The sequence below is a fragment of the Peristeroidobacter soli genome (assembly GCF_004138485.1).
Classification (GTDB): Bacteria; Pseudomonadota; Gammaproteobacteria; order Steroidobacterales; family Steroidobacteraceae; genus Steroidobacter; species Steroidobacter soli.
The window spans coordinates 48,881-75,294 of sequence record NZ_RYEV01000007.1; the positions used below are offsets into that span (position 1 = coordinate 48,881).

Sequence of the window (26,414 nt, forward strand, 5' to 3'; positions counted from 1 at the left end):
GTGCGAACAGCGGTGAAATGCGGTGCTCGCAGTGTAGTGCATGCGCTTCCGGGCGCGGAACCGCAGCGGTACTGACGAGTTGGTTCTGACAACCCGCTCGAGGAGACAGCCATGAAAATTCGCGACGCCATGACTCGAGACGTTTGCATGGTCCGGCCGGACCAGACCCTGCGCGATGCCGCCCACATGATGGCCGAGCTCGACATCGGCGCGCTGCCGGTGCAGGAGAACGACCGGCTGGTCGGCATGATCACCGATCGCGACATCGCCGTGCGCGCGGTGGCCGAAGGCTGGGGCGCGGACACCTTGATCAGCAAGGTGATGAGCAGCGAGATCAAGTACTGCTACGACGATCAGGACATCGAGGAAGTCACGCGCAACATGAGCGATCAGCGGCTGCGTCGCCTGCCCGTGATGAATCGGGACAAGCGTCTGGTCGGGATTCTGTCGCTGGGCGACCTGGCCCGTGAAGGCAGCACTCAGGACGACGCGGGCGAAGCGCTGTGTGGGATTTCACGCCCGGGCGGCCAGCATTCGCAGACCGCGCAACGGCCCCATTGATTTGGTTTGCTTGCCCTCCGCGCAGGCGGAGGGCAAGTCTGTCATTCAAAAGCTTCGTCGTCCTCCACGTCGACCAGTCGTTTCGACTTGCCGATCATCCAGGCGATGCCGAGACCGCCGGTGAGATAGTTCTGCTGCCGCACCAGCGGGCTGTCTTCGAACACTGCGCTGCTGAGGTTGTCGTAGCGCATGTAAGCGCCGACCCAATAGCCCGGGAAGCGCTTGGAGATGGCGGCGATGAAGTGCGTCCCTGAGTAACCGCCGCGAGCGTCATAGGCGCGACGCTCGGCGGTCGCGAAGCGTGGCGCGACTGAATAGAAATATTCGTGATACTGAGCCGCCCCGAACAGCGGCCCGGCGCCAACACCAAAATTCCAGCCCTCGAAGCCGCCGACGTTCTGGATGTCCAGATTCAGACGCGGCGAAAAATTCCAGCCCAGCGTTTTGGGCGAGCTTTCCAGCGTGATCGGCAATCGCAGCGGCATCACCAGATCGAGCTTCATGTTGGTATCGTACGAGCGCCACAGATGCACATCGAGCGATGGACCCAGCTCCAGCGTCGGCCGCAGATTCGGCATACCCTGACGCGCATCGTTGTCATCGCTGCTCACCGGGATGGTGGCATTCATGCTGAAGCTCAGCTCGAGATAACGCTTGTCGAACAGCTCGCCGCGCAGGCCTTCGCGATCGGCCTTCAGAAACTTGCCGCGATACACGAAGTACGGCAGCGGCAAAGGATACGCGTTGACCTGATCCGAGCCGCGATAGTCCGGAAACGCCATCGCGCCAACGCCGAGCCCCGCTTCCCAGAGCGGCTTCTGCTCGGCCTGCGACACCATCGGCCACGCAATGACGGTCAGCGCCGCCATCCAACGCGACGCTGCTTTCCGGATCGAACTCATCTACAGCAATTCCTCGACTTTGGACTTCAGGTCCTCGGGCTTGGTGGTGGGCGCGAAGCGATCGATCACCTGCCCGTTGCGGTCGATCAGGAACTTGGTGAAGTTCCATTTGATGGCTTCGCTGCCGAGCAAGCCCTTGGCGCTACTCTTCAGCCAGCGATACAGCGGATGAGCCGCAGCGCCGTTCACGTCGATTTTCTCGAACATGGGGAAGCTGACGCCATAGTTCTTTTGACAGAAGGCCCCGATCTCCTCCGCGCTGCCCGGCTCCTGCGCGCCGAATTGATTGCAGGGAAAGCCCAGCACCGTCAGGCCACGGTCGCGATACTGCTTGTAAAGCGCCTCCAGCCCTTCGTACTGCGGCGTGAAGCCGCACTTGCTGGCGGTGTTCACCACCAGCAACACCTTGCCTGAATAGTCGCTCAGCTGAACCGGCTTGCCGTCGAGACTGTTGGCCGAGAAATCATAAACGGTGCTCATGACAGTCCTCCTAACGTTGGATCACCGTGAAGCCGCTCGCAAAGTACGGGGTCTCGGCGAAGCAGTTGGTCGGCACGCCGCGATGTTCCGAGTATTGCAGCCGCAGGTCCTGACCGACGGCCTTGCTCAGCTCCTCCGCCAGCTTCGGATCGCGGGTGCTGAAATGCCAGATCTGCGGGGCCACGCCGCCGACGATATACAGCGCCAGTTCGCCTTCGTAGGTCTTGCAGAGCCAGCCCTTGCGGGAGAATTTTTGCAGGATGCCGGCCCGCTCGCCTTCGGAGTAGGACCAGTTCAGGGAAAACCAGGTCCAGGCGCCGCCGAGCACGATCAGCAACACCAGCGCCCAGATCACCAGGCGCTTCAGCCAGCGACCCGGACGGCGCGAATCGAAGTCGTCGGCCATGATTATGATGGCTCCTTCCGGACCGGCAGCGGGACGTTACAAACATCGATGCGACCGGCTGGGACTTTGTACCACTCATCCTGCCGGTTACGCCGCGACTCCACCAGGTCGGTGAAGGTCTGCGTATCCGTCCTCAGCACCTCGAGCCTGGCCCGCTCCGCCGCGGGCACGTCGGCAGCCAGACGAACCTGAGTAATCGGTGTGCGCTCTTCAGGCTTTTCATAGAAACCCATCGCACCCTTGCCGCGAGGCATGACCGACAACAACTCCATGCCCTGCACCACTCGACCGACTACCGTGATGTTTCGATCGAGCAGCCGTGGCGCAATTCCAGTGGTCACGTACAACTCGGTGCCGCTGCCGCTGTTCACGTCGTTATCGCGACCTGCGCCGACCACGCCGTAGCAATGAACCATCCACGCCGAACCCTTCGCGGAATCGCGGGCCGCGGCGAAGCCATTCACCCAGCCTGTTTGAGCGGCGTAAGTATCCGGATCGGGCAGCACGGTGAAATTCAACCCGGCGGCGGGACGAGTGAACTCCGCCGGCAGCGCCGCCTTCCCCTCACCCATGGGCTTCTTGCCGTCCGACTCCCCCCATTGCACCACGTAGTTGTCTTGCGAACGGGTGATGGCCAGACCGTCGAAATACCTGGCACGAGCCAGCGCGCGCAGGTTGGCGGCGTGCTTGGGCGCGAAATCGGGTTGCAGCTCGATGACAACGCGCCCGCCCGGCAGGTCCATGTACAGCGTGTTGTTCGGATCCAGCGGCCGCCAGTCGGACGGCTTCGATGCCGCCAGCACATCGGCCATGGTGCGGCCCGCGGCCAGCGACGGCATCGTCGCCATCAATAGAGGTAAAGCAATCGCAACGACACGGACAGAGTTGAGCACGGCCAGTTCCTTGTTAGTTCGCCGCGACTATGCATCCGTCCCGTGCCCAAATCAAACCACGGCAGAGCCTCGCTCCGTGGCCGCCACCTCCCGTGACTCCGCAGCGCGGCGGCGTTTCATTCCGAAAACGAACCGGGTGACACCGAAACGTCGGACGACCAGCTCATAGAGCAGACCGCAGCTGACCAGCGTCGCGATCAGCACCGCCCAATACTTGATCCACGGACTCCAGGACGTTTGGACGACGTAATAGCCGATAGCGACGATCAGGGTCTGATGCAGGATATAAATCGGATAGCTCGCGTCGCGCGCCCAGCGCAGCAGTGGGTTGCAGAACGACAGATGGCGATAGCCGTAGCCCAGGAATGCCATCAAGCACCCCCAAGTGAAGATGTTGGCGACGAACGCATCCACCGGGGTGTCGCGGTGGATGACACCCTGTTCGAACAATAGCGTCGCAACGACGTACACGGCGATGCCGCCAATCGCGAACTGGTGCCGGCGTGCGGCGAACCATTGCCAGCTGCCGGGGGTGGACGCGAGCACGTAGCCGTAAATGGTGAGGAGTAGGTAGTGATTGAAGACGTACCAATCGTTGACGAGGTTGTGCGTTTCCGGAAAGAGCGGCTTGAGCAACGCTTCATTGATGGCGAGCGGCAGGGCCAGGGCGTATAGCCATGCTCCGGATTTCAGTTTGTCGGCTCGGTTGCGCCACCACATCATCAGCGGCAGCAACAGTGGCACGTAAACGTAGAGATAGACGATGAACCACAGGTGATGCCAGCTGAAATCGCCTGCGGGGTAGGGGCGGAATTGGAGGGTGCGCTCCCAGAAGAATTGCAGGAAGCCGCCGTGCCACTGGCCTTGAAACAGGCGCTCGTAGAAAACCTGCGGCGGGATGATCAGAAACATGCCGATGATCAACGGGAGGAGCAATCGCACGGTTCGCTCTTTCAACAGCTGACCGCCGGTGCGACGCTGAAGCGCGAACCACATGCCGGCGCCGGCGATGACGAACAGCAGCGGCATGCGCAGGCGATGCGAGATATCCATCGGAATCACTAGCGATTCGATGCGCTGATCGTTCATGACATGCCAGCCCCAGCCGACGAAGATCATGCCGGTGTGGAAGAACAGCAGGACGAATATCGCGATGACGCGGAGCCAATCCAGAAAGTCGTAACGCTCGCCGTGAACGATCGTGACCTGATCCATGTCGATCTCCCTACGCTGTTGCGATGGGCGATCGTCGCGCGTGAAGCGCAGCGGCGCAGCGACTGAGTGGCCAGCGGCGACAGCCGTGTGGCGAGCGGGATTTCAGTGCCCCATGCGGGCGAACAGCGCGTCCTTGTAGCGGCGGCTCAGCCTCAGCATCGCACCGTTGCGGAGTGAGACCTCGTAGTCGCCCTTGAACAAGGGCGTGAGTGAGGACACCGCCGCGATATTTACCGCCGCCGATTTATGAATGCGCGCAAAGCGCTGCTCCCCCAGCTGCACCAACAAATCCTGCAACGTCCGCCGCAATAGAAACTTCCGGCCCGCGGCGTGGACGTGAACATAATTATCGTCCGCCTCCAGCCAATCGATGGAACTGCTATCGATCAGCTGCAACCGCTCCCCTTCCGGCACGAGCAATCGCTCACTCGATCCCGTCTGCGCTCGCGCAGTCGCCACCGCCGGCGCACGCGCCTGCTTGTCGCCGAAGCGATCACGAACGCGCGTGACAGCCTTGAGCAATCGCTCCTTGTCATACGGCTTGAGCAAATAATCGACCGCGTTCAGCTCGAACGCTTTCACCGCATGCTCGTCGTAAGCGGTGACAAAGACGATCAGCGGCGCGGTCGCCTGCTCCAGCTGCGCCGCTACTTCGAGCCCGCTGAGCCCGGGCATCTGGATATCCAGAAACACCACCTCCGGCCGCAGCTGATCGATGCAGGCCGCCGCCTGCAACCCATCCTCCGCGCGAGCGACGACTTCAATGTCACTCAGCTCGCCGAGCCAACGCTGCAGCTTGTCCCGCGCTGGCGATTCATCATCCGCAACGAGCACGCGAATCACGCCGGCCGCTCCGGCAGTGTGACTTTCGCGACGACTGAGCCATTCTCGCCCGCCAATTGCAGCGTCGCCCGATCGCCATAAATGACCTTCAATCGTTCACGGCAGTTTCGCAGCCCGACGCCTTCGCGATACCCCGTCGCCGCTCCCGTCCGCAAATCGACAGGCATCGCCGCATCCAACGAATTCGCGTGGCGCGAGCCAGTGTTCCGAATCTCCAACACCAGAGACTCACCCTCTCGACGCGCGGCGATCTCGATACTCACCGGCCCGACACTGCGCTCAACGCCATGCTTGAACGCATTCTCCAGCAGCGGCTGCACCAGCAGCATCGGCACCTGTGCATCCAGCATACCCGCATCGATATTCCAGCTCAGAGTGACCCGATCCGCGAAGCGCTCTTGCATGATCTGGGCGAACAGTTCCAGCGCGCGCACTTCCTCACGCAACGTCGTCATCTCCCGATCGTTGATCTGCAAACTGATCCGAAGCAGATCGCCAAGCCGCGCGAGCATGCGATCGGCCCGCTCCACATCCACGTGCATGAGCGCCGAGATAGTGTTCAGTGTGTTGAAAAAGAAGTGCGGCCGCAGTTGTGCCTTGAGCTGAGACAGCTGCGCCTCGGCCAGCGACTTCTGCAACTCCAGCAGATGACGTCGCTGCGCCTGCCACTGCTCGAACGAATCGAAACCAAAAATGATTCCGAGCCACAGCCCGGCGAACAGCAACAGCTTGAGCGATTCGTAACCCATGACGAACAGCCACGACTCATGCGTATACGCACGGCCGAGCAGCGCATAGACCCCGTGACGCACGCCGTACGCGAATCCGATGAAGGTCACGGCCAGCAACGGCAACCAGATCAGATGCCGCGCGAACCATTGCAACGGCTGATCCAGATAGGGTGCGAATCGCTGTTTGTTATGACGCTGCCAGAGCAGCCACACGGTGGCGCCGACGCACGACGATCCTTCCCAAAGCAGCGGCTGCCACCACTCGATATAGGGGTTATGAAGACTGTCCTGGACCGCGACCAGGATCATGATCAGCCAGAACGCCGCCCACAGCCATAGCAACAGGCGCCCCGGCGAAATCGCGGCGATCAGGCCGCGGCGGGCTCGAATAGCAGGCGCGGTGGGAGCAACGACAGCCATGCGGCGAGTGTAGTCGCCACATGGCTGCCCGACCTCATTTTTGGGGCAAGCGGGACGGAACCGCTTCAGGACGCCTGGGCGCGCATCGCCTTGAGGCTGCCGGCTTTGTAGTTGCCGGCCGGCACGTTGAACGCGATGTTGAAACGATTCCAGCCGTTGATGGCGACCACGGCCAGGGTCAGGCGCGCCAGCTCCTCATCGCTGAACTGCGCACGTGCCTGGTCGTAAACCGCGTCCGGAACATGCTGGTTTTCCAGCTTGGTCACGGCCTCGGTCCAGGCCAGTGCGGCACGCTCGCGATCGTTGTAGATGCCCGGGGCCTCGCGCCACACACTCAACAAATACAGCCGCTGCTCGGTCTCGCCCTCCAGGCGGGCATCCTTCGAATGCATGTCCACGCAGAAACCGCAGCCGTTGATCTGCGACGCCCGCAGCTTCACCAGCTCGATCAGGGAATGTTCCAGCGTGGCATGCTCGAAGCCGGCGCTCAGACCCGACATGGCCTTGAACAGGTCGGGATGCTTCATGAAATTGAACGGACGCTGCTGACTCATGCTCGGGCTCCAATAAAAGGTGTTTGCACCCCCTAGACGAGCGAGCTCGCCGGGCTGTGACGGCCCGGCGCAAAAAGTCAGGCACGCGGCAGGAAGGCGCCGAGCTTGTCCGGATTGGCGACCGAGTAGTAGGCGTAGATGCGCCGGCCGTCGGTGTCGATGGTCGTCACCGAATGCAGCCTGCCCCTGAACGACGTGGCCAGGCCCAGCTCGCCGTTCACCCGCACGATGCGTCGTTCCACCCCCGACGCGTTGCGACGGAAGATCATCTTGAACAGCTGAGCGATGCGCTCGGCGCCGTGCAGAATTCGACGCACGGCTACAGCCTTGCCGCCGCCGTCGGTCACGAGGCGGGCGTCAGTCGCGAACAGCGCCTTGATGGCGGGCAGGTCGCCGGCATTGGCGACTTCGATGAATCGTTCGAGCATGCGCCGGCGGGTCTGTTCATCCACTTCAAAGCGCCGGCGTTCAGCGATGACCCGCTCGCGCGCCCGATGCACCAGTTGCCGGCAGGCCGCCGGGCTCTTGCCCAGCACTTCGGCAATATCGTCGTAGTCGCAGTCGAACGCGTCATGCAGAACGAAGGCGGCGCGCTCGTCGGGCCCGAGCCGTTCGAGCAGGTTCAGAAACGCCAGCGACAGCTCGCTCGCCAGCTCCGCTGTCGATTCAGGGGTAACCGGATCGATATCCGCCAGCGGCTCGGGCAACCACGGCCCGATGTAGACCTCGCGCTGTGCCTTCGCCGAGCGCAGCCGATCGATGGACAACCGGGTCACGATGGTGGTCAACCACGCCTGGGTCGAGCGCACATCGGCATTGCCCGATTCGTTCCAGCGCAACCATGCGTCCTGCAATACATCTTCCGCGTCGGCTCGCGAGCCGAGCATGCGATAGGCGATGCCGAGCAAACGCGCGCGCTCGGCGGCAAAAGCAGTGGCGGTGGCGGCTGGATTGGGGCTCATGATTCAGAAGACAGACCTCGACCCGTCCAGACGAGCCAGAGGCCGGCGCTGTGACAAGGCCGGCTCATTATGGCATCGTGATTGCCGATTTTTGCGGCAGGCCTGAACTGAAGGGGAAAATATGCAGAGACCTAAACTGCTATTGGTACTTGCGTACACACTATTACTACCGTGCCTGGCACTGGCACAGGCCCCTCCGGCCAGCCGTTCCACCGTTGACGCGTTCTTCGCGCGCTTCACCGATGAATGGGTGCGCGCCGATCCCGATCTCGCCACCAGTTCGCGCTATTTCTCCGGCGACGAACAGACCCAGCTCGAACGGCAGCTCACGCCACGCACGCGCGCATATACGCTCGAACGTATCAAGCGCGCCAAGCGCGGCCTCGCCGACCTGGCCAAATTCGATCGCAGCAAGATGAACGAGTCGCAGCGCGTGTCCGCCGAGCTGATGCAATGGCAGCTCGAGCAGGTCGCGGCCAGCGAAGCGTTTCTCGACTTCGACTTTCCGCTGGAGCAGTTCGGCGGCACCAACGTCGGGCTGGTCGAGACCTTCACGCTGCGTCATCCGCTGGTGAAGCCGGCGGACGCGACCAACTACGTGACACGTATGAAGCTCATCGGGACGCGCATGGATGAGTCGGTGGCCGAAGCCAAGCAGCTCGTGACCCGGAAAATGGTGCCGCCGCGCTTCATCATCGAATCGACGCTCAAGTCGATGCGCGGCTTCAGCGATGTGGCCCCCGCGCAAAACCCGCTGGTCACCGCGTTCGCTCAACGCATTCAGGGCATCGAAGGACTGAGCTCGGCGCAGCGCTCCGAGCTGCAGGCGCAGGCGACTCGTATCGTCACCGAGCAGGTGTATCCGTCCTGGCATCGCGCGATCGGCTTGCTCGAAAGCCTGCTGCCGAAAGCGACGAACGACGCGGGCTTGTGGCGATTCGAAGGCGGCGATCAGGCCTATGCCTATGCGCTCGGCCGCTTCACGACCACCAAGCTCACGGCCGAAGAGATCCATCAGATCGGCTTGCAACAGGTGGCGCGCATCGAGGGTGAGATGGATGCGATCTTCCGCAAGCTCGGTCGCACTGAAGGCACGGTGGCGGCGCGGGCTGCGAAGTTGCGCGAGGATCTGGCTTATCCGGATCCGACGTCGGACTCGAGTCGTGCGGCCATCATGCACGATATCGATGGCATGATTGCCGACGCGCTCAAGCGCAGCCCGACGTTGTTCGACTTGCAGCCGAAGTCGCCCGTCGTCGCGCAACCGTTCCCTCGCTTCCGTGAAGCCAGCGCCGCCGCGAACTACAATCGCGCGCCGCTCGATGGCTCGCGCTCAGCCATTTTCCAGATGCCGCTGCGTCCCCAGCGCATGACGAAGTTTGGCCTGCGCACCCTGGTGTATCACGAGACCGTGCCGGGTCATCACTTCCAGATCGCGCTCGAGCAAGAGAACACCGACCTGCCGAAGTTCCGTCAGGCGCGCGTGCTTGGCGGCATCTCCGCGCTGTCGGAAGGTTGGGCGCTTTATGCGGAGAAACTGGTCGCTGAGAACGGCTGGTACGACGGCGATCCGGAGGGTTTGCTCGGCATGCTGGATGCGCAGTTGTTCCGCGCTCGTCGCCTGGTGGTGGACACTGGGTTGCACGCCAAGAAGTGGACGCGTCAGCAGGCCATCGATTACGGCCTGGAAGCGAGCGAGGTCGAGCGTTACGTCGTGTATCCGGGGCAGGCCTGCTCTTACATGATCGGCCAGCTGCAGATCCTCGAGCTGCGGGATCGAGCTCGCGCCGCGCTCGGCGACAAATGGTCGCCTCAACAATTCCACAACGTCGTACTGCGCACGGGCAGCGTGCCCTTGGAATTGCTCGGTCGCGAAGTCGACCGCTACGTGACCAGCGCCAGCGCCGCCAATTAAAAGAAAAAAAGGGCTGGCATCACGACGACGCCAGCCCTCATCGTCAGCGGACGATGATCCAGTTAGCCGATCACGCGAGAGATCACGTTCGAGATCTCGCTCTCGTCACCATCCGCAGTGATCGCGCGCACCGCGAAGTAATACGTCGAGCCCGCTCTCAGGTTCTGCACCGTGTAGGTGTTCACACCGGCGCTCGGCACTTCGATGGAATTGACCATCGCGTCCTGATTCGTGCCGTAGTGAATGCGATAGCCGGCGAGGTTCTGCAGCGTCTCACCGTCGACGGTCTGCGTCGGGACATTCCAGGACAGCGCGACGTTCGGACCGGAAGCGACCGCCTCGGCCGGCGTCGTGGAGCCGGAGCCAGAACCGGAGCTCGAACCTGAACCTGCAGTAGCAGCAGCACCCACGGTGATCGAGAAGGCCGGCAACGAAGCGGTGGCCTTACCGTCGCTCACGGTGATGATGATGTTGGCGAAGGTGGCTGCCGCGGTCGGCGTGCCCGTGAGCGCGCCAGTGGCGGTGTTGAAATTCGCCCAAACCGGCTTGTTCTGGATGGAGAACGCAAGCGTGTCGCCATCGGCATCCGTCGCCTGCGGAGTCGCGGAGTACGCGCTGCCGACGCTGGCCGTTGCGCTCGCGGTGCCTGAAATCGTCGGAGCGGCATTGCTGCCGCTGGCGCTGTTGGCACTCGCGGTCGTGCCGCTGCTGCCACCGCCGCCACCACCACCACAGCCCGCGGTCATGAGGCCCGTCATCACCAGCGCAAACAAACCGCCACGCTGCATCCACTTACCGACATTCGCCTTCTGCATCTGATAACCCTTGTTACTTCTGCCGCGCGCTTGCGCGCACGACGTGAATTTCCAAGGGCGACGCGGTCACTGAATGTGACCCGACAAATCATCGGTGTACTCGCGTACACATAGAACGCACCGAGCCCCAGTGGCACGGTTTGCTCTCGCTAATTTGGCAGCCCCGCTGTCATCGGGCGTGAGCCCTTGTAGACCGGTTGCTTTGCGTCCCCGACTTTCGACGGGTTTGCCCTTGACGATAGCGAGCCTCGATTTATTCCATCCGAGGTGCGACCCGCCGGTGACTGCGCGCGCAGGGGCGCACAGCCAGTACGGCTGTCACAGAGTTTCAGTCAGACGAGAAGCTTCAATACTTCCTCGACCCGCTGCGGCGTTCGCTTTCCTTACGAACCCTTCTAATTGATCAGTGGCTGCCAGTTTCGCGCTTGCGCGGCTCCTTACCCATCGGAGAGGCACCCAATGTCTCGACGCGGGATGGAGCATAACCACCCCCGGCGGATACTCAATCCTGTCGGCGAATAGCGGCAACGTCGCGGTATCGAGACGCCCGCAGAAAACATTGCCGATGTTTCTTATGCGGGAGTGTGAGCGAAATGTGAACTGCTTCACGCGCCGACCGTCTGGCCGGTCGGCGCGTTTGAGCCTGTATTTTCAGGCTTTTTTCGGCGTTGGCGGCGGCAGCGGGCCGCTGAAATCAGCGACGTCGCTTGTTGTCGCGTGGCGGACGGGCGCTGGAACGTGGACCTCTGGAATCGGTCGGCTTGCGGAATTTCGGCCCCGCCGGACGGTCGCGTCGGAGCTTTTCGACGTGAGTTTTCAGGGCCCGGCTGATCTGGAGCGGCTGCCCGGCGACGCGGACTTTCTGCAGCTGCAGGAATACCTCTTTGGGCATGCCGCTGGGAAGATCGACGAAGCTGTGATCGTCCTGGATCACGACGCGGCCGATGTGACGACCTTCCAGGCCGACTTCATTGGCGATGGCGCCCACGATATTGCCCGGCTTCACGCCATGGTCATGGCCGACTTCGATGCGATAGGTTTCAACTTCCTCGTCGCCGCCCCGACGCGGACGACGGTCGTCGCCACCGAAGTCACGATCCTGGCTGCGCGCACGCGGGCGATCGTCGCCACCGAAGTCGCGATCTTGACTGTGCGCACGCGGGCGATCGTCACCGCCGGAATCGCGAGGCGGAGCGCGCCGCTCCGAGCGAGCGTCTTGGCTAACGTCGCGAGCCTCTGCTCGTCTACGCGGACGCTCGCCTTCGTTGAAGTCACGCGACTCGGCTCGCTTGCGCGGCCGAGCTTCGTCTGCGGAGGGCCGACGCTCATGCAAGCCTCGATCCGCACGCGGACGCTCTTCTCGCGGACTTTCTTCGTCACGCATGGCACGCGTGGCTTCACGAGCAGTGACTTCTTGATCGCCACCGCCAGCTTCATTGCTGACAGCATCAGTATCGCCACCTTCGCTCGCACTGACATTCTCAGCGGCGACAGCGCCGCTGTAGCCACCGTCGCTCGCGCTGACATTCTCAGCCGCGGCAGTGTCGCTGTAGCCACCTTCGCCCCTGCCGACCTTCCCAGCCGCGGCAGTGTCGCTGTAGCCACTTTCGCTCGCGCTGATCTTCTCCGCCTCGGCGGCACCGGAAGTGCGGCTTTCGCCCGCGCTGACATTCTCGCCCGCGACAGCTTCACCACCCGCCGCAAGCCGCTCGCGCTCCGCACGCTCGGCCGCCCGACGCTCACGTCGATTTGGCGGCTTCGGACCTTGTTGGCTCGGCGCCGCTTGATCGCTCGGCGCTTTCCAAAACTCGGAGACGTACTCGGAGCCGACCACTTCTTCCTGCCACTCATTCCGCTCGCCCCGACCGGGCGATTCGGACTCCGAATCCGACCAGGCCTTTCGCTGTCGCGAAGGCCTTTCTTCACGAGGCTTCCATTCCGAACCGGCATCACGCTGTCGCGAGCCTCGATCCTCACGTGGCGCCCATTCCGAACCGGCATCACGCTGTCGCGAGCCTCGATCCTCACGTGGCGCCCATTCCGAGCGCGAAGCGCGTTCAGGACGAGCGCCAGCGTCGTCCGCTTGTTCCGAACTCGACCACGCCGGTTGCGAAGCCCCCTCATCCTCACGCCCGCGCAGATCGCGCTCGCGCTTCGCATACTTCTCATTACGCGCAGCTCGATCTCGATCCGGCCGCGGGGCACGTTCGCGACCAGGCGCGCGATCGCCACCCTCCGCCCCTTCAGGCGACCAAGGCTCACGATTCGTCCGCACCTGGGGCTCGAGCAAGAGCGGTGTCGCACCTTGCGCGATGCTGGCCAACGCAGCAGCGATCTCCAGCGCGGGAACATTGTTGTCCCGCTCATAATTCTCGATCAGCGACATGAACGCCTGGCCGGCATTCGCCGCAATCGCCGCCGTCAGTTTCTCATTGAACTTGGCGACCCGCCGCTCGTTCACATCCTCGATCGTCGGCATCTGCATCTGCTGGACGCTCTGCCGGGTGGCGCGCTCGATCACACGCAACATGTTTCTTTCACGAGGCGCGATGAACAGAATCGCCTCGCCACTGCGCCCCGCCCGACCAGTGCGGCCAATGCGATGCACATACGACTCGGGATCGTAAGGAACATCGTAATTGACGACGTGACTGACGCGCTCAACGTCCAAGCCGCGAGCCGCGACATCCGTCGCAACGACAATATCGATCTGCCCCGCCTTCAACCGCGCAATCGTGCGCTCACGCTGCTGTTGAGCGATATCGCCATTCAGCGCCTCGACAGAAAAGCCGCGAGCGGACAACCGCTGCGCCAGATCTTCCGTCGCAATCTTGGTCCGAGTGAACACGATCATCGCATCGAACGCCTCGGCCTCGAGAATTCGAGTGAGCGCGTCGAGCTTGTGCATACCGCTGACGATCCAATACCGCTGCCGGATCTGGCTCGCCGTGGTCGTCTTACTTTTGATGGTGACTTCGGCCGGCTCACGCAGGTGTTGCTGGGCAATCCGGCGCACCTGGGTCGGCATGGTGGCGGAGAACAGCGCGATCTGACGTTCGGCCGGAATCTGCTCCAGAATCCATTCGACATCGTCGATGAAGCCCATGCGCAGCATCTCATCCGCCTCATCCAGCACCAGATGCTTCAGCGACGACAAATTGAGCGTGCCGCGCTTGATGTGATCCATCGCGCGACCCGGGGTCGCGACCACCACATGCACACCCCGGCGCAGGCTATGAAGCTGCGGGGTATAGCTCTGTCCGCCGTACACGGGGAGTACATGAAATCCCTTCAGGTAAGTGGCGTATTTCTGGAACGCCTCAGCGACCTGGATCGCCAGCTCGCGCGTCGGTACCAGGACCAGCGCCTGAGGGACGGCCTCGTCCAGGTCGATCCTGGTGAGGATAGGCAGCGCGAATGCCGCGGTCTTGCCGGTGCCGGTCTGGGCCTGGCCCACCACGTCGCGCCCTTCGAGCAGCTGGGGAATGGTCGCGGCCTGGATGGGCGAAGGCGACTCGTAGCCCACGTCCTGCAATGCCTTGAGCACGGCGTCGCCCAGGGCGAGGTCACTAAAAGTCGGGCTTTCGCCCGGGGTCTGATCGGAAGGAGCGGGCAAGGAAACCTCGGACGCACGCGAGCGCGGACAGCGGAAAAGGCGCGCGAGTGTACACATCCGGCGGCAAAACCGCAGGAAACACTCAATTTCGCAGTGATTTTAGGCCTAAAAGGCCGGTTATGACCAATCCGTAGACGTGTCAGCGCGCGCCCGAGCGCACCATTTTCTGCAGTAACTGCTCCAGCAGGCGGGACGGATCGTCACTGCGCCCCGTATGCACCGAGGATGTCTGAATCATCGTACTTCGAGGCGCAACCAGCCAATGGAACCGCTCCCGCAGGGTCAGCCGCCCGATCGGGCCGGTGCCGGCGCAGATAGCGGGAATACTGGCGAGATTTTCACGGACCAGATCGATATCGACGCCCGGCGCGAAGGCCAGCAGGCGAGCCTCGTCGAGCTCGATGCGCGCGGCCAGATAATCGAGCGCCGGACAGGAAACGATCACGCCGACGTTCACGAACTCTTCGCGCTCGACCCGAGGGACGACGCGAATGATGGCGTAATCATACGAGCAGGGAGCGCGCACGCTTCACCTCCACGAAGAACAGGTGCGGCGACTCCAAGCGTCGCAACAGATATTCCGCGTACGCACTTCGATACTCGGCCGCGCTGGAGAACGTCGCATCGCCTCGTAACAACGCATCGGGAATCAACGCGACGATGTCGCGGATCACTTCGGGCGTGATGCGGGAGAGCATGAACTCGTGCGCTTCATCCAGCGCATTGGCGAACGGCAACAGCACGTGATCGCGAATCATGGGAAACGCATCCCGACTCCGTTCCAGATATTGCGCCCAGGAGTGATGGAAATACAAAGCGGCGCCGTGATCGATGAGGCGCAGCTGGCGATGCCAGACCAGCATGTTGGTGTTGCGCGCCGTGCGATCGACGTTGGTGACGAACGCGTCGAACCAGACGATCTTCGAGGCCAGCGGCGCGTCGGGCTGGAACACCACTGGATCGAAGGTGATCGCGCCGGGCAGATAATCGAGCGCCACGTTGAGCCCGGCGCTGGCGCGAATCAATTCCTGGATCTCGACATCGGGCTCGGTGCGCGCCAGATCCGGATCGAGCTCGATCAACACCACCTCGGGGATGGGCAGGCCGGCGGCGCGACCGATCTCGCCAGCCACCAGCTCGGCGATCAGAGCTTTCGGTCCCTGCCCGGCGCCGCGCCACTTGATGACGTACATGCCTTCGTCATCGGCTTCGACGATGGCGGGTACGGAACCGCCTTCGCGCAGAGGAGTGACATAGCGGGTGACGACGACGGTTCGCAAGCGTTGCAATCCACACTGCTTCGGCGGCCGGAGTATATAGCCGAGAATCAGCAGACTGGGAGCAGCTTGGGACGATAAATCCAAACCGAATGTATCGACTACCCTGGCCGCAACGATGCCGATGGTCGTAAGACCGACTCAATAGGATATCGACAGCGAAGGATTACAGGGCAAGAGACGCGGGAATATGCGACGAACCGTTGAATGGGAGCGTGCTCAGAGCACGCTCCAGCCGACAATCACACAATACCGCCGCCGAAATTCTGGATCGCGGGACGCTGATCCGCACAGGCGAGTCGATAGTGACTGCGACGGTAAGCGCTTACAGGATCCACCGCCGCGCCTTTTTGCAAGCGGGCGCGCGCCAGGATGGGCTGCACATCGGTGGTGAAGGCGCGCTTCAACGTCTGCGCCGCCATCAACGCATCGTTGTCCTGTTGATAATCGGCAAGTACTTGCCGATCGACCAGCAGCGCCTGGGCATAGGCCCGCTGCAACTCGATGGCGCTGGTCATCAGGCTCTCGATGGGATCGGTGACATTGTGGGATTGATCCAGCATGTGCGCCGGCTGGAAGTCCGGCAGCTTGCGCCACTGCGCGTCGACCAGCTCGTTGAAGATCAGGAACAGCCGATAGGGATCGATGCAGCCTGCGTCCAGATCGTCGTCGCCGTACTTCGAATCGTTGAAATGGAAGCCCCCGAGCCGGCGGGCATGCACCAGGCGCGACACGATCATTTCGATGTTCACATTGGGCGCATGATGGCCAAGATCGACCAGGCAGAACGCTTTCGGGCCAAGGGTCTGCGCAGCGAGCAGCGAGCTGCCCCAATCCTGAATCACCGTCGCATAGAACGCCGGCTCATACATCTTGTGCTCGATGAGCATGCGCCAGTCGGCAGGTAAGGCAGCGTAGATTCGCGCGGTCGATTCGAGATAACGCTCGAATGCGCGCCCCAGATGTTGCTGGCCGGGGAAGTTCGCGCCATCGCCGATCCACACGGTCAGCGCCTTCGAGCCGAGCAGTTGGCCGATGCGAATGCAGTCGACGTTGTGCTCCACCGCCTGCGCACGAACGGCCGCGTCCGTATGCGTAAGACTACCGAACTTATAGGACAGCTTCTGGCCGGGGCGATCCTGGAACGTGTTCGAATTGACCGCATCGAAGCCCAGCCCGAGCGCGGTCGCGCGCTGACGAAGTGCCGGCATGTCCTCGGTGAAATCCCAGGGCAAGTGCAAAGAAACCGTGGGAGTCGCGCCGGTCAGGCTGTGAATGACCGCGCAATCCTCGAGCTTCTCGAACACATTGCGCGGTTCGCCCTTGCCAGGAAAGCGCGCGAAACGAGTGCCACCAGTGCCGACGCCCCACGAGGGAATGGCGACACCAAAGCTCGCGACGGCGGCGGTGACTGCATCGATATCGATGCCTCGCCGACTCAGGATCGCGCCGAGTGCCGCGTAGTCAGCATCGACATCCTTCAAGAACTTCGCGTTGGCGTCGGCGATGAAAGAACGATCGCGCGGATCGGTGTAAGTGCCAACCATGGTGTCCCCCTAATCTGCGCACATAGACCGGACGAGACGCACATCTTGTCCGATCTTTTTTATCGCGTGAACGCCGCCGCGTTACCAGCATCGACGTTGATGATATTGCCCGTCGACTTCGACGCCCGCTCGGACGCAAAGAAGGCGACGGCTTCGGCCACGTCTTCCGGATACACACTGCGCTTGAGCAGGCTGCGCTCGCGGTAAATCGACTCGAGCTCTTCGGTGCTGGTCTTGTACTGCTCGGCGCGCTGCTGGGCCCATTCGCCTTGCCAGATGCGCGAGCCGCGCAGGACGGCGTCCGGGTTCACGACATTCACACGAATGCCGACCGGCGCGCCTTCCAGCGCCAGACATCGAGCCAGATGCAGCTCGGCGGCCTTGGCCGTGCAGTAAGCAGCCGCGCCGGGTGAAGCGGCCAGCGCGTTCTTGGAGCCGATGAACACGATGGAGCCGCCGATGTTCTGGGTCTTGAATAACTGGAACGCCTGGCGCGACACCAGGAAGTAGCCCGTGGACAGGATGTCCATGTTCTTCTGCCAGGTGGCGAGGCTGGTCTGATCGACCGGCGACGCGGAGGCAATGCCGGCGTTGGAAATGCAGATATCGATGCCGCCGAATTTCCACGAGCTATCGCGGAAGCCCGCGACGACCGCGTCTTCACGCGTCACGTCGACCCAACAGCTGGCAACGACGTCGTTGCCATACTGTTTCTTCAGGCCCGCCTCGGCTTCGCCGAGCGCCTCGTGGTCGATGTCACAAAGCACGACACAGGCGCCCTCCTCCATCAACCGCCGCGCGGTCGCCAGACCGATGCCACCCGCCCCGCCCGTGATCAGGGCGACGCGGCCCGCCAACGGTTTCGGCTTCGGCATGCGCTGCAGCTTGGCTTCCTCCAGGTCCCAATATTCGATATCGAACGCTTCCTGCTCGGGCAGGCCGCGATAGGTCGACACGGCGGCGGCGCCGCGCATGACATTGATCGCGTTGATATAGAACTCGCCCGCGATGCGTGCGGTGGCTTTGTCAGCGGCAAACGTGATCATGCCCACGCCGGGCACGAGATAAACGACCGCATTCGGATCGCGCATCTTCGGCGAGCCCGGCCGCTTGCAACGTTCGTAATAGGCCGCGTAACGCTCGCGATACTGTTCCAGCGCCGGCTGTACGCGACGGGCGAACTGCTCGACCGATTCGTTGGCGGCATCGAACGGCAGCACCAGCGGCCAGATCTTGGTGCGCAGGAAATGATCGGGACAGGAGGTACCGAGGTCGGCAAGCGCCTGTAACTTCTCGCTACCGACGAATTCCAGCACGGCGGCACTGTCGTCGAAGTGACCGACCTTGCGCGTCGTGCCTGAAATCAGGCCACGAATGCGCGGCATGATGGCGGCCGCGACTTCGCGACGCTTTTCCTGAGTCAGCGATTGAGCCTTGAGAGCGCCGAACGGTTGCTTGCCACGACTTTTGTCCGCGAGCCACGTCGTCGCGCGATTGATCACGTCGAGCGTGTTCTCGTAACACTCCTTCGCCGTATCGGCCCACGTGAAAACCCCATGCGCTTCGAGCACCACACCGCGCGCCTTGGGGTTTTCACGCGTGAACTTGCGCAGCGCCAATCCAAGGGCATATCCGGGGCGAAGCCACGGCAACCAGCCGATGTCATCGCCATAGATTTCTTTGGTGAGCGCTTTGCTGTCGGCCGCGGCGGCGATCGCGATCAGCGCGTCCGGATGCATGTGATCGACGTGCGCGCGATCCACCAGACCATGCAACGGAGTATCGATACTCGCCGCGCGCGGATTCAGATTGAACGTGCAGTGGGAATACAGCGGCACCAGCACGCTGTCGCTGTCCTTGCCCTTGTAGAACGGCTCGAGCGACAGGAACTTGTCCATATATAAGGTGGCAAAGCCATCCAGCTTCATGGTGCCCAGGTCGCCGCCCGAGCCCTTCACCCACAGGACGTTCACGTCTTGACCCGTGAGCGGATCCTTCTCGACGACCTTGGCCGAGGTGTTGCCGCCGCCGAAGTTGGTGATGCGCTTGTCGGAGCCGAGCAGATTGGAGCGGTAGAGCAGCAGCTGAGCCGGGCTCATGCCCGCCGCAGCCGCATCGTTCCAGCGGTTTTCGACCAGCAACGAGGACGACTCGGCTTGCGCCGGCTGAACCACACTCATCTAATCTCCCCCAAGGGCCGTTTGATCGCGTTCGGGCACAAAAAATCGCCTTACGCGCTATGAAATGCCTGTTTACCACACGAAACGATCATATACAATCAGATGCGAGCATAATCGATCAGAGCAATGAAGACCCTGATCGGAACTGCTTCGAGGAGGTTCCATGTTGGAACGTGAGCGCCATAGCCTGATTCTGAAGCTCGTCGAAGAGCGCTCCATCGTGAGCGTCGGCGACCTGTTGGATTTGCTCGGCGCGTCCGAGGCGACCATTCGTCGCGACATCAACACGCTGGCCGAGCGCGGCGAGGTCAAACGCATTCGCGGTGGCGCCGAAGCCGTGCGTCCCCGGCATCAGCCGCACCTGGTGGGCATGCCGTTCTCGTTGAGTCAGGACATCAGCGTCCCGCAGAAACGCGCGATCGCTCGCGCGGCGGCGGAACTGATCACTGCCGGCGAGAGCATCATCATCAATGGCGGCACCACCACGTTCGCGCTGGTGGAGTTTCTGGCCGATCACGATCTGGACATCCTGACCAATTCGTTTCCGATCGCGGCCAAGCTGCTGGCCACCAGTCGCAACCGGATCACGCTGCCGGGCGGCACCATCTTCCGCGAACAGAACATCGTGCTGAGCCCGTTCGACAACGACACCATCGAGAACTTCTGGGGCAACAAGCTGTTCACCGGCTGCTATGGCCTGAACCGCTTCGGCATCATGGAAGCCGATCCGTTGATCGTGCAGGCGCAGACCAAGCTGTTGAAGCGCACCGAAGATGTGATCGTGATGGCGGACAGCAGCAAGCTGCGGCAGAAGTCCGCGATGATCGTCACGGGGCTGGAGCGGATCTCCACCATCATCACCGACGACGGCGCGAAACCCGAAGAGTTGGAAGTGTTCAAGGCGGCGGGCATCAAAGTGATCGTGGCCTCGGTGAACGAGGACGACGAGTTGCAGAAGCTCGCATGAGTTGAGGCGCGGCGGCACGGCCTGCAACAGGTCGGCTGTCTGGAAAAAGCAGGGGGATGGAATGCTTAGAAGAGCAATGCTCACGGGTGCGGCGTCGCTGGTTGCAGTCGTGCTTGCGGGTTGCGGCGAGCGGCCGCAGCCGAGCGGCGATGTCGAGGCGGATAACAAGCTGCGCATCGGCATCGTCGCCAAGAGCCTGGGCAACGGTTTTTTCGATGCCGTTCACAAGGGCGCGGACGAAGCCGCGGCCACGCTCGATGCTGAGATCATTTTCACCGGCCCGACCACGCCGACCGCCGAAGGACAAATAGAAACATTGAACGCGCTGATCGCTCAGCGCGTCGACGCCATCGCCATCTCGGCCAATGATCCCGATGCCCTCGTGCCTACGCTGAAGCGAGCGATGCAACGGGGCATCAAAGTCATCTCATTCGACTCCGCGGTCGCGAAGGAAGGTCGCGTGGTTCATCTCGCGCCGTCGTCGGATGTACTGATCGGACAGACCGTTCTGGATCTGGCGGCCGAGCTGGTGCCGGATGGCAAAGGCAAGATGGCGGTCGTATCCGCGACGCCCACCTCCACGAATCAGAATGCCTGGCTGGTACAGATGCAGCAGTACATGCCCAAGTATCCGTGCCTGGAATACGTGAGCGTCGTTTATGGCGACGATGTCGCCGACAAGTCCTATCGCGAGACCGTCGCGCTGATCAAGCAATATCCGGATCTGGCAGTGATCGTGTCGTTGAGCTCGGTCGGCATCGTCGCGGCCGCGAAGGCCGTCGAGGATCAGGGGCTCACGGGCAAAGTGAAAGTCACGGGGCTGGGCCTGCCCTCGGAGCTCGCTGGCTATGTGCGAAAGGGCGTGGTGCCGAAGTTTGCGATCTGGAATCCCATCGATCTCGGTTACGCCACGACCCAGGTCGCTGTGCAACTCGCTCGCGGCACCCAGCCCGAGGATCAGGAAATCTCGATCGGGCGCGTTGGCGCGGTGAAGTTCGACGGCAATGGCATCGGCGCCATGGCCAGGCCCTTCATTTACGACCAAAGCAACGTCGAACAATTCGCGGCGATTTTCTGACATGGCGGCCGCGATCCAGCAGGCACCCGCGCAGCCCCTCCTGACGCTGACGCAGGTGAAGAAATCCTTCGGCGGCGCGCACGCGCTGCGCGATGCCAATCTCGATTTGTATCCGGGCCAGGTGACGGCGCTGATCGGCGAGAACGGCGCGGGCAAGTCCACGCTGGTGAAGATTCTGTGCGGCATTCACCAGCCCGATGGCGGCGAGCTGATGCTCGACGGCCGACCGATCCGCGTGCGCGATCCGGAACATGCGCGACAGCTCGGCATCAATGTCGTGCATCAGGAATGCGTAGTGTTCGACAACCTGACGGTCGCCGAGAACATCTTCGTCAGTGCGCGACCGAAGAAGAGTCGGTTCATCGCGTGGAGCGAGATGCGCTCTCGCGCGGCGGAGATTTTGCGGCAGCTCGATGTTTCGTTCTCACCGGACACGCCGGCGGGCCAGCTCAGCGTCGCTCAGAAGCACATCGTGCAGATTGCTCGCGCGTTGACGAGTGAGGCTCGCGTGCTGATTCTCGATGAACCGACCGCATCGCTGTCTCACCGCGAGGCCGAGGATCTGTTCCGTATCGCTCGCCGTCTGCGAGACTCCGGCTGCGCCTTGCTCTTCATCAGTCACAAGTTCGAAGAGATCTTCGCGCTGGCGGATCGATACGCTGTGTTTCGCGACGGCGCGTCGGTCGGCAGCGGTATGATTGCCGGCACGGGCAGCGAGCAGCTCATTCGGATGATGGTCGGTCGTTCGGTCGAGCAGCTGTTTCCAAAACTGGCAACGACGTTGGGCGAAGAACTGCTGCGCGTGGAGGGTTTGTCGCGCGCGAGCGAGTTCGACAACATCTCGTTCTCGGTGCGGCAGGGCGAGACGCTGGGCATCTATGGCCTGGTCGGCGCGGGCCGCACGGAACTGGCGCAATGTTTGTTCGGCTTGACCGCGCCGGATGGCGGCTCGATTCATATCGCTGGCAAGGCGGTGTCGATTTCGAGTCCGGCGGACGCCGTTCGTCACGGGCTCGCTTATGTTCCCGAGGATCGGCAACAACAGGGCGCGATTCTGCCCTTCTCCATCGCTGCCAATGTTTCGCTCACCAATCTGGATTCGCTGGCGCCTCGCGGGCTTTGCAGCCGGCAACGAGAATCGGCGCTGGCGAATCATTGGATCGCCGCGCTGGGCATCAAGGCGACCGGGCCGGCGCAGAACGTCGGCGACTTGTCCGGCGGGAATCAGCAGAAAGTCGTGATCGCGAAATGGCTGGCGCGCTCGCCGCGCGTTTTGATTCTCGATGAGCCGACCAAGGGCATCGACGTCGGTGCGAAATCAGCGGTGCATGCCGTGACTAGCGAGTTTACTCAGAGAGGCAACGCGGTCGTGATGATTTCGTCGGAGCTGCCCGAGATCCTGGGCATGTCCGATCGCATACTGGTCATGCGCCGAGGCCGCGTGCGTGCATTGCTGAATCGAAATGAAGCGACGGCGGAAAATGTCGTCCAGGCGGCGACCGGGGCGTGATGAGAACGAAAAGATTGTCCGCCCTCGCGTCGTCATACAGCTGCCCGGCGAGCCCTGTCCGGCGCGACCTCGCACTTCGCGCTGTCGCTGACACCGGCGATGGTGATCCGCGATGATGACGAACTCCGCGACCCGGCACGATCTCGCCCTCGACGTCATCGTCGTATTGTTGCCAGCCTCGGCGACGGTGCACTCGCGATGATGATTAACTCCGCCACCCGGCGAGATCTCGCCCTCGGTGTCATTGTCGTGCTGCTGCTCGCGTCGGTGACAGCAGCGTTCCCACAGTTCGCTCGCCCGGGCAACCTCGCTGAAATCCTCGACGACAGCGCCATTCTCATCCTGCTCGCGCTGGGCCAGATGCTCGTCATCCTCACGCGCGGCATCGATCTTTCGATTGCCGCCAACCTGGCGCTATCAGGCATGCTGGTCGCACTACTAAACAAGAATTATCCGGGCGCCGGTGTCGCGCCCATACTCTTGATCGCGCTAGTCAGCGGCACGCTGCTCGGCGCAATCAACGGGCTGCTGGTGTGGCGACTCAAGCTGCCCCCCATCGTCGTCACGCTCGGCACGATGTCCGTGTATCGGGGCCTGATCTATTTGTCATCCGGTGGCACGTGGGTGAACGACAACCAGATGTCACCGCAGTTTCTCGGCTTTGTCCGTTACGAGGTCCTGGGCCTTACGCTGCTCTCATGGCTCGCCATCGTTGCAATCGCGGGCTTCGCAATGATGATGCGTTACACCGTGTTGGGCAGAAACCTGTACACCGCCGGCGGCAATCCCGCGGCCGCGACGTACACCGGCATCGATCCCGGTCGCATGCAGTTCTTCGCGTACATGATCTGCGGCGCCATCGCGGGGCTGTGCGGTTATTTGTGGGTGGCGCGCTTCGCCGTGGCGTACACGGACATCGCGCTCGGCTTCGAGCTGCAAGTAATTGCGGCGTGCTTGATCGGCGGCGTTGCCATCGCGGGTGGCATCGGCACGGTCGCGGGCGTGGTGCTCGGCTGTCTGTTCATCGGCGTCATTCGAAATGCGCTGCCACTGATCGGCATCTCGCCATTCTGGCAAATGGGCATCAACGGATTGGTCATCGTCGTGGCCGCTGTCCTCAGCGCGCGACGCCGCGAAGACAAACGCGCCATCCTGGAGGCGCAAGCGGCATGAGCATGCACAGATTCAAGAGCCTGCTGCGCTGGGAGTCGATGCTCGCGCTGGTGCTCGTCATCGAGTTCGTCTGCTTCGCGAGTCTGTCTCCGTACTTCCTGGATGTGTGGACGCTGTCGGACGCGACTTTCAACTTCACCGAGAGAGCCGTCATTGCTTTGCCGCTGGCATTGCTGATCATCGCCGGCGAGATCGATATTTCCGTCGCGGCCATCATCGCGCTGGCCTCCGTCGCCATGGGCTTGGGCGCGGCATCCGGAGTGCAGACGCCCGGTCTGGTGGCGATTGGCCTCGGCACGGGACTCGTCGCAGGTATGATCAACGGCGCGCTCGTGACGCTGGGCCGCGTGCCGTCGATCGTCGCGACCATCGGCACGATGACGTTGTTTCGTGGCTTCGCCTACGCAGTCCTTGGCGACCGCGTGCTCAAGGACTATCCCGAATCATTCGCCACGTTTGGCCAGGGTTATGCGGTCGGCGCGCTATCGATCGAGCTGTGCATTCTGATCGTGCTCGCAGTGATGTTCGGATTGTTCCTGCACGTCACGCGGTGGGGCCGCACCGTCTACGCCTTGGGCGCGAATCCCACGGCGGCGAAATGGTCGGGCGTGCCGGTCGATCGTTATCGATTCCTGTTGTTCGCCATGACCGGACTTTGTAGTGGACTCGCAGCCGTGCTGCTCACATCGCGCCTGGGCTCGACGCGTCCGTCGATCGCGCAGGGTTGGGAATTGGAGATCATCAGCATGGTGATTCTGGGCGGCGTATCCGTGTGGGGCGGCAAAGGCACTATTCCAGGCGTGCTGCTCGCGGCCGTCGTACTGGGCTTCGTGAACTTCGGACTGGGGTTGCTCAACGTGCCGGGTATAGTGATGTCCATCATCGTCGGCACATTGCTCATCACCGTCGTCGCCCTTCCCGTGCTCGCCGAGCGCTGGTGGGGCCGGGCAGTCGGTCGCAGTTCATGACACATCCGCTCATCGCACTGATCGACATCGGCAAGACCAACGCCAAAGTGTTGGTGATCGATCCAGAGACCGGCGCCGAGATTCGCGGCAGCCGTCGTGCGAATGCGGTCGTTCAACGTCCGTCGATGCGCGAGCTGGACGTCGAAGCGATCGGCCAGTGGCTGCTGGATGCACTACGCGACGCGCCTCATCGAGACCGCATTCGTGCGATTGTGCCTGTCGCGCACGGAGCGGCCGCCGTGCTGATCGATCGCGACAATCGAGTAATCGCTGCTCCCGACTACGAAGACGCGTGCTTCGAGCGAGTGAACGCAGAATACCGTCAGCAACGTGACCCCTATCAGAGCACGTACTCCCCCGATCTGCCGCTCGGATTGAATCTCGGTCGTCAGCTGTTCTTCCTCCAAGAAGTCCAGCCGCAACTGTTTTCGCGAATCGCGCACGCGCTGCTGTATCCACAGTTCTGGGCGTGGCGACTGAGTGGCGTGAGGGCCAGCGAAGTCACCTCGCTGGGCTGTCACTCCGATCTGTGGTTACCGCGTGAACAGACCTTCTCCAAGCTCGCGCGGGCACGCGGCTGGGACAAACTGTTTCCGCCGACCAAGCTCGCCAGCGACGTGCTCGGCCCGATCTCGCCGGAAGTAGCAGCGGCGACCGGGCTCGACCCTCAATGTCAGGTCATCTGCGGCATTCACGACTCGAATGCGTCGTATCTGAAGTTTCTGACGACGCGCGATCACACCGCGCCGTTCACTGTGATTTCGAGCGGCACGTGGACGGTCGTCATGGCGAATCGAGCCGACCTGTCGCGGCTGCGCGAAGATCAAGACATGCTCGCCAGCGTCGACGCCTTCGGGTCGCCGGTCGCGACCGCAAGGTTCATGGGCGGGCGTGAGTACGAAGCGATTGCCGGCACGGACTCACGACCGAACCCACCCGCATTGCTCAATGTGATCGAGCGTCAGGCGATGGCAATCCCGTCGTTCGCCAGCGGCGGACCCTTTGCGGGACGCGAAGGTCGCTTGATCAACGCCGATCGTTTGTCGGGCTCGGAGCGCGCCAGCGTGGCGACCCTCTACGTTGCACTGATGTGTGAGTTGTTGATCGAAATGCTCGGCGCGGAGAGCGACGTTCTGATCGACGGCCCACTCGCGACGAATGCCTCGTTCGGCGCCGTTCTCAGCGCGCTGCTGCCCGATCGAACTGTCGCGCTGAGTTCCGGCAATGGCGGCAACATGCGCGCGGCCTGTTATCTCGCCGGATTCCACGACGCGCAGGCTCCGACGATGACGCCAGCCGCCGCGATGCCTCTCCAACAATTGCCCGCTTATCGCGAGGCATGGCGGAAGCTGACGCTCAGCTGACAACGCACCGTCGCGGGAAGACATTGGCCCGCATTTG

General features: G+C 62.4%; 23 protein-coding genes, 1 pseudogene and 1 riboswitch. Of the genes and pseudogenes, 8 read left to right on the plus strand and 16 right to left on the minus strand.

All coding sequences use genetic code 11. The features are described from left to right. Positions 1-111: 111 nt before the first annotated feature. On the plus strand, positions 112-561 hold the full coding sequence (locus tag EKO19_RS29640; RefSeq protein WP_129781037.1) for a CBS domain-containing protein: 450 nt from the start codon (positions 112-114) through the stop codon (positions 559-561). Positions 562-602: 41 nt separating this feature from the next. Here EKO19_RS29640 and EKO19_RS29645 read toward each other — a convergent pair whose 3' ends face one another. From EKO19_RS29645 to EKO19_RS29685, 9 genes are all read right to left on the minus strand, one after another. Continuing rightward, on the minus strand, positions 603-1,463 hold the full coding sequence (locus tag EKO19_RS29645) for a MipA/OmpV family protein (protein WP_129781038.1): 861 nt from the start codon (positions 1,461-1,463) through the stop codon (positions 603-605). Next, complete coding sequence (locus EKO19_RS29650) at positions 1,464-1,943, minus strand: glutathione peroxidase (RefSeq protein WP_129781039.1); 480 nt, start codon at positions 1,941-1,943, stop codon at positions 1,464-1,466. It abuts the gene before it with no gap. Between the two features lie 10 nt (positions 1,944-1,953). After that, positions 1,954-2,349, minus strand: coding sequence for a hypothetical protein (locus tag EKO19_RS29655; protein ID WP_129781040.1), 396 nt, complete (start codon positions 2,347-2,349; stop codon positions 1,954-1,956). Positions 2,350-2,351: 2 nt separating this feature from the next. Beyond that, positions 2,352-3,197 carry a peptidylprolyl isomerase gene (locus EKO19_RS29660; RefSeq protein ID WP_129781335.1) on the minus strand — a complete coding sequence of 282 codons (846 nt, stop codon included), beginning with the start codon at positions 3,195-3,197 and terminating at the stop codon, positions 2,352-2,354. 96 nt (positions 3,198-3,293) lie between these two features. Beyond that, positions 3,294-4,457, minus strand: coding sequence for an acyltransferase family protein (locus EKO19_RS29665; protein ID WP_129781041.1), 1,164 nt, complete (start codon positions 4,455-4,457; stop codon positions 3,294-3,296). A 102-nt stretch (positions 4,458-4,559) separates the two neighbouring features. Further along, positions 4,560-5,300 (minus strand): LytR/AlgR family response regulator transcription factor, encoded by a 741-nt coding sequence (locus EKO19_RS29670; protein WP_129781042.1) that lies wholly within the window; start codon positions 5,298-5,300, stop codon positions 4,560-4,562. Next, complete coding sequence (locus tag EKO19_RS29675) at positions 5,297-6,451, minus strand: sensor histidine kinase (protein WP_129781043.1); 1,155 nt, start codon at positions 6,449-6,451, stop codon at positions 5,297-5,299. Before EKO19_RS29675 ends, EKO19_RS29670 begins: the two co-directional genes overlap by 4 nt. A 65-nt stretch (positions 6,452-6,516) precedes the next feature. Continuing rightward, on the minus strand, positions 6,517-7,005 hold the full coding sequence (locus EKO19_RS29680) for a carboxymuconolactone decarboxylase family protein (protein WP_129781044.1): 489 nt from the start codon (positions 7,003-7,005) through the stop codon (positions 6,517-6,519). Between the two features lie 77 nt (positions 7,006-7,082). Beyond that, positions 7,083-7,967 (minus strand): RNA polymerase sigma-70 factor, encoded by an 885-nt coding sequence (locus EKO19_RS29685; protein ID WP_129781045.1) that lies wholly within the window; start codon positions 7,965-7,967, stop codon positions 7,083-7,085. 121 nt (positions 7,968-8,088) lie between these two features. Here EKO19_RS29685 and EKO19_RS29690 point away from each other — a divergent pair, with 121 nt between their 5' ends. Beyond that, the gene (locus EKO19_RS29690) at positions 8,089-9,882 is read left to right on the plus strand and encodes a DUF885 domain-containing protein (protein ID WP_129781046.1); all 1,794 of its coding nucleotides are present in this window, start codon (positions 8,089-8,091) and stop codon (positions 9,880-9,882) included. A gap of 62 nt (positions 9,883-9,944) precedes the next feature. On the opposite strand, the gene EKO19_RS29695 is transcribed toward EKO19_RS29690, so the two are convergent. From EKO19_RS29695 to EKO19_RS29725, 7 genes and pseudogenes are all read right to left on the minus strand, one after another. Then, positions 9,945-10,697 (minus strand): fibronectin type III domain-containing protein, encoded by a 753-nt coding sequence (locus EKO19_RS29695; RefSeq protein ID WP_129781047.1) that lies wholly within the window; start codon positions 10,695-10,697, stop codon positions 9,945-9,947. A gap of 153 nt (positions 10,698-10,850) precedes the next feature. Then, a riboswitch (cyclic di-GMP riboswitch) is annotated at positions 10,851-10,938 on the minus strand. Positions 10,939-11,391: 453 nt separating this feature from the next. Further along, entirely contained in the window at positions 11,392-12,081 is a 690-nt protein-coding gene (locus EKO19_RS40045; RefSeq protein WP_129781336.1) for a DbpA RNA binding domain-containing protein, read from the minus strand. Positions 12,082-12,867: 786 nt separating this feature from the next. Then, positions 12,868-14,313 (minus strand): annotated as a pseudogene (locus EKO19_RS40050) (DEAD/DEAH box helicase); the annotation flags it as partial. Positions 14,314-14,452: 139 nt separating this feature from the next. Beyond that, positions 14,453-14,839, minus strand: coding sequence for a DUF3037 domain-containing protein (locus tag EKO19_RS29710; RefSeq protein WP_129781048.1), 387 nt, complete (start codon positions 14,837-14,839; stop codon positions 14,453-14,455). After that, positions 14,817-15,593 (minus strand): HipA family kinase, encoded by a 777-nt coding sequence (locus EKO19_RS29715; RefSeq protein ID WP_129781337.1) that lies wholly within the window; start codon positions 15,591-15,593, stop codon positions 14,817-14,819. The genes EKO19_RS29710 and EKO19_RS29715 overlap by 23 nt, the downstream gene beginning before the upstream one ends. 239 nt (positions 15,594-15,832) lie before the next feature. After that, positions 15,833-17,137 carry an L-rhamnose catabolism isomerase gene (gene rhaI, locus EKO19_RS29720; protein ID WP_129781049.1) on the minus strand — a complete coding sequence of 435 codons (1,305 nt, stop codon included), beginning with the start codon at positions 17,135-17,137 and terminating at the stop codon, positions 15,833-15,835. A gap of 59 nt (positions 17,138-17,196) precedes the next feature. Beyond that, on the minus strand, positions 17,197-19,317 hold the full coding sequence (locus EKO19_RS29725) for a bifunctional rhamnulose-1-phosphate aldolase/short-chain dehydrogenase (RefSeq protein WP_129781050.1): 2,121 nt from the start codon (positions 19,315-19,317) through the stop codon (positions 17,197-17,199). Between the two features lie 163 nt (positions 19,318-19,480). On the opposite strand from EKO19_RS29725, the gene EKO19_RS29730 reads away from it, so the two are divergent. From EKO19_RS29730 to EKO19_RS29755, 6 genes are all read left to right on the plus strand, one after another. Continuing rightward, positions 19,481-20,284, plus strand: coding sequence for a DeoR/GlpR family DNA-binding transcription regulator (locus EKO19_RS29730; protein ID WP_129781051.1), 804 nt, complete (start codon positions 19,481-19,483; stop codon positions 20,282-20,284). Between the two features lie 61 nt (positions 20,285-20,345). Next, complete coding sequence (gene rhaS, locus EKO19_RS29735; RefSeq protein ID WP_129781052.1) at positions 20,346-21,362, plus strand: rhamnose ABC transporter substrate-binding protein; 1,017 nt, start codon at positions 20,346-20,348, stop codon at positions 21,360-21,362. 1 nt (position 21,363) lies between these two features. Continuing rightward, positions 21,364-22,872: a sugar ABC transporter ATP-binding protein gene (locus EKO19_RS29740; RefSeq protein ID WP_129781053.1), complete on the plus strand. Its 1,509-nt coding sequence runs from the start codon at positions 21,364-21,366 to the stop codon at positions 22,870-22,872. 198 nt (positions 22,873-23,070) lie between these two features. Next, complete coding sequence (locus EKO19_RS29745; RefSeq protein ID WP_129781054.1) at positions 23,071-24,045, plus strand: ABC transporter permease; 975 nt, start codon at positions 23,071-23,073, stop codon at positions 24,043-24,045. Continuing rightward, positions 24,042-25,013 carry an ABC transporter permease gene (locus tag EKO19_RS29750; protein ID WP_129781055.1) on the plus strand — a complete coding sequence of 324 codons (972 nt, stop codon included), beginning with the start codon at positions 24,042-24,044 and terminating at the stop codon, positions 25,011-25,013. The genes EKO19_RS29745 and EKO19_RS29750 overlap by 4 nt, the downstream gene beginning before the upstream one ends. After that, positions 25,010-26,377 (plus strand): FGGY-family carbohydrate kinase, encoded by a 1,368-nt coding sequence (locus EKO19_RS29755; protein WP_129781056.1) that lies wholly within the window; start codon positions 25,010-25,012, stop codon positions 26,375-26,377. Before EKO19_RS29750 ends, EKO19_RS29755 begins: the two co-directional genes overlap by 4 nt. The last annotated feature ends 37 nt before the right edge of the window (positions 26,378-26,414 follow it).

Coding starts and splice junctions, on each gene's coding strand:
- EKO19_RS40045 (WP_129781336.1), bottom strand. CDS start 12,081: ATGCGTGACGAAGAAAGTCCGCGAGAAGAGCGTCCGCGTGCGGATCGA.
- EKO19_RS29680 (WP_129781044.1), bottom strand. CDS start 7,005: ATGAGTCAGCAGCGTCCGTTCAATTTCATGAAGCATCCCGACCTGTTC.
- EKO19_RS29690 (WP_129781046.1), top strand. CDS start 8,089: ATGCAGAGACCTAAACTGCTATTGGTACTTGCGTACACACTATTACTA.
- EKO19_RS29660 (WP_129781335.1), bottom strand. CDS start 3,197: ATGGCGACGATGCCGTCGCTGGCCGCGGGCCGCACCATGGCCGATGTG.
- EKO19_RS29650 (WP_129781039.1), bottom strand. CDS start 1,943: ATGAGCACCGTTTATGATTTCTCGGCCAACAGTCTCGACGGCAAGCCG.
- rhaI (WP_129781049.1), bottom strand. CDS start 17,137: ATGGTTGGCACTTACACCGATCCGCGCGATCGTTCTTTCATCGCCGAC.
- EKO19_RS29755 (WP_129781056.1), top strand. CDS start 25,010: ATGACACATCCGCTCATCGCACTGATCGACATCGGCAAGACCAACGCC.
- EKO19_RS29730 (WP_129781051.1), top strand. CDS start 19,481: ATGTTGGAACGTGAGCGCCATAGCCTGATTCTGAAGCTCGTCGAAGAG.
- EKO19_RS29665 (WP_129781041.1), bottom strand. CDS start 4,457: ATGGATCAGGTCACGATCGTTCACGGCGAGCGTTACGACTTTCTGGAT.
- EKO19_RS29685 (WP_129781045.1), bottom strand. CDS start 7,967: ATGAGCCCCAATCCAGCCGCCACCGCCACTGCTTTTGCCGCCGAGCGC.
- EKO19_RS29740 (WP_129781053.1), top strand. CDS start 21,364: ATGGCGGCCGCGATCCAGCAGGCACCCGCGCAGCCCCTCCTGACGCTG.
- EKO19_RS29695 (WP_129781047.1), bottom strand. CDS start 10,697: ATGCAGAAGGCGAATGTCGGTAAGTGGATGCAGCGTGGCGGTTTGTTT.
- rhaS (WP_129781052.1), top strand. CDS start 20,346: ATGCTTAGAAGAGCAATGCTCACGGGTGCGGCGTCGCTGGTTGCAGTC.
- EKO19_RS29675 (WP_129781043.1), bottom strand. CDS start 6,451: ATGGCTGTCGTTGCTCCCACCGCGCCTGCTATTCGAGCCCGCCGCGGC.
- EKO19_RS29725 (WP_129781050.1), bottom strand. CDS start 19,317: ATGAGTGTGGTTCAGCCGGCGCAAGCCGAGTCGTCCTCGTTGCTGGTC.
- EKO19_RS29640 (WP_129781037.1), top strand. CDS start 112: ATGAAAATTCGCGACGCCATGACTCGAGACGTTTGCATGGTCCGGCCG.
- EKO19_RS29645 (WP_129781038.1), bottom strand. CDS start 1,463: ATGAGTTCGATCCGGAAAGCAGCGTCGCGTTGGATGGCGGCGCTGACC.
- EKO19_RS29655 (WP_129781040.1), bottom strand. CDS start 2,349: ATGGCCGACGACTTCGATTCGCGCCGTCCGGGTCGCTGGCTGAAGCGC.
- EKO19_RS29750 (WP_129781055.1), top strand. CDS start 24,042: ATGAGCATGCACAGATTCAAGAGCCTGCTGCGCTGGGAGTCGATGCTC.
- EKO19_RS29745 (WP_129781054.1), top strand. CDS start 23,071: ATGATGATTAACTCCGCCACCCGGCGAGATCTCGCCCTCGGTGTCATT.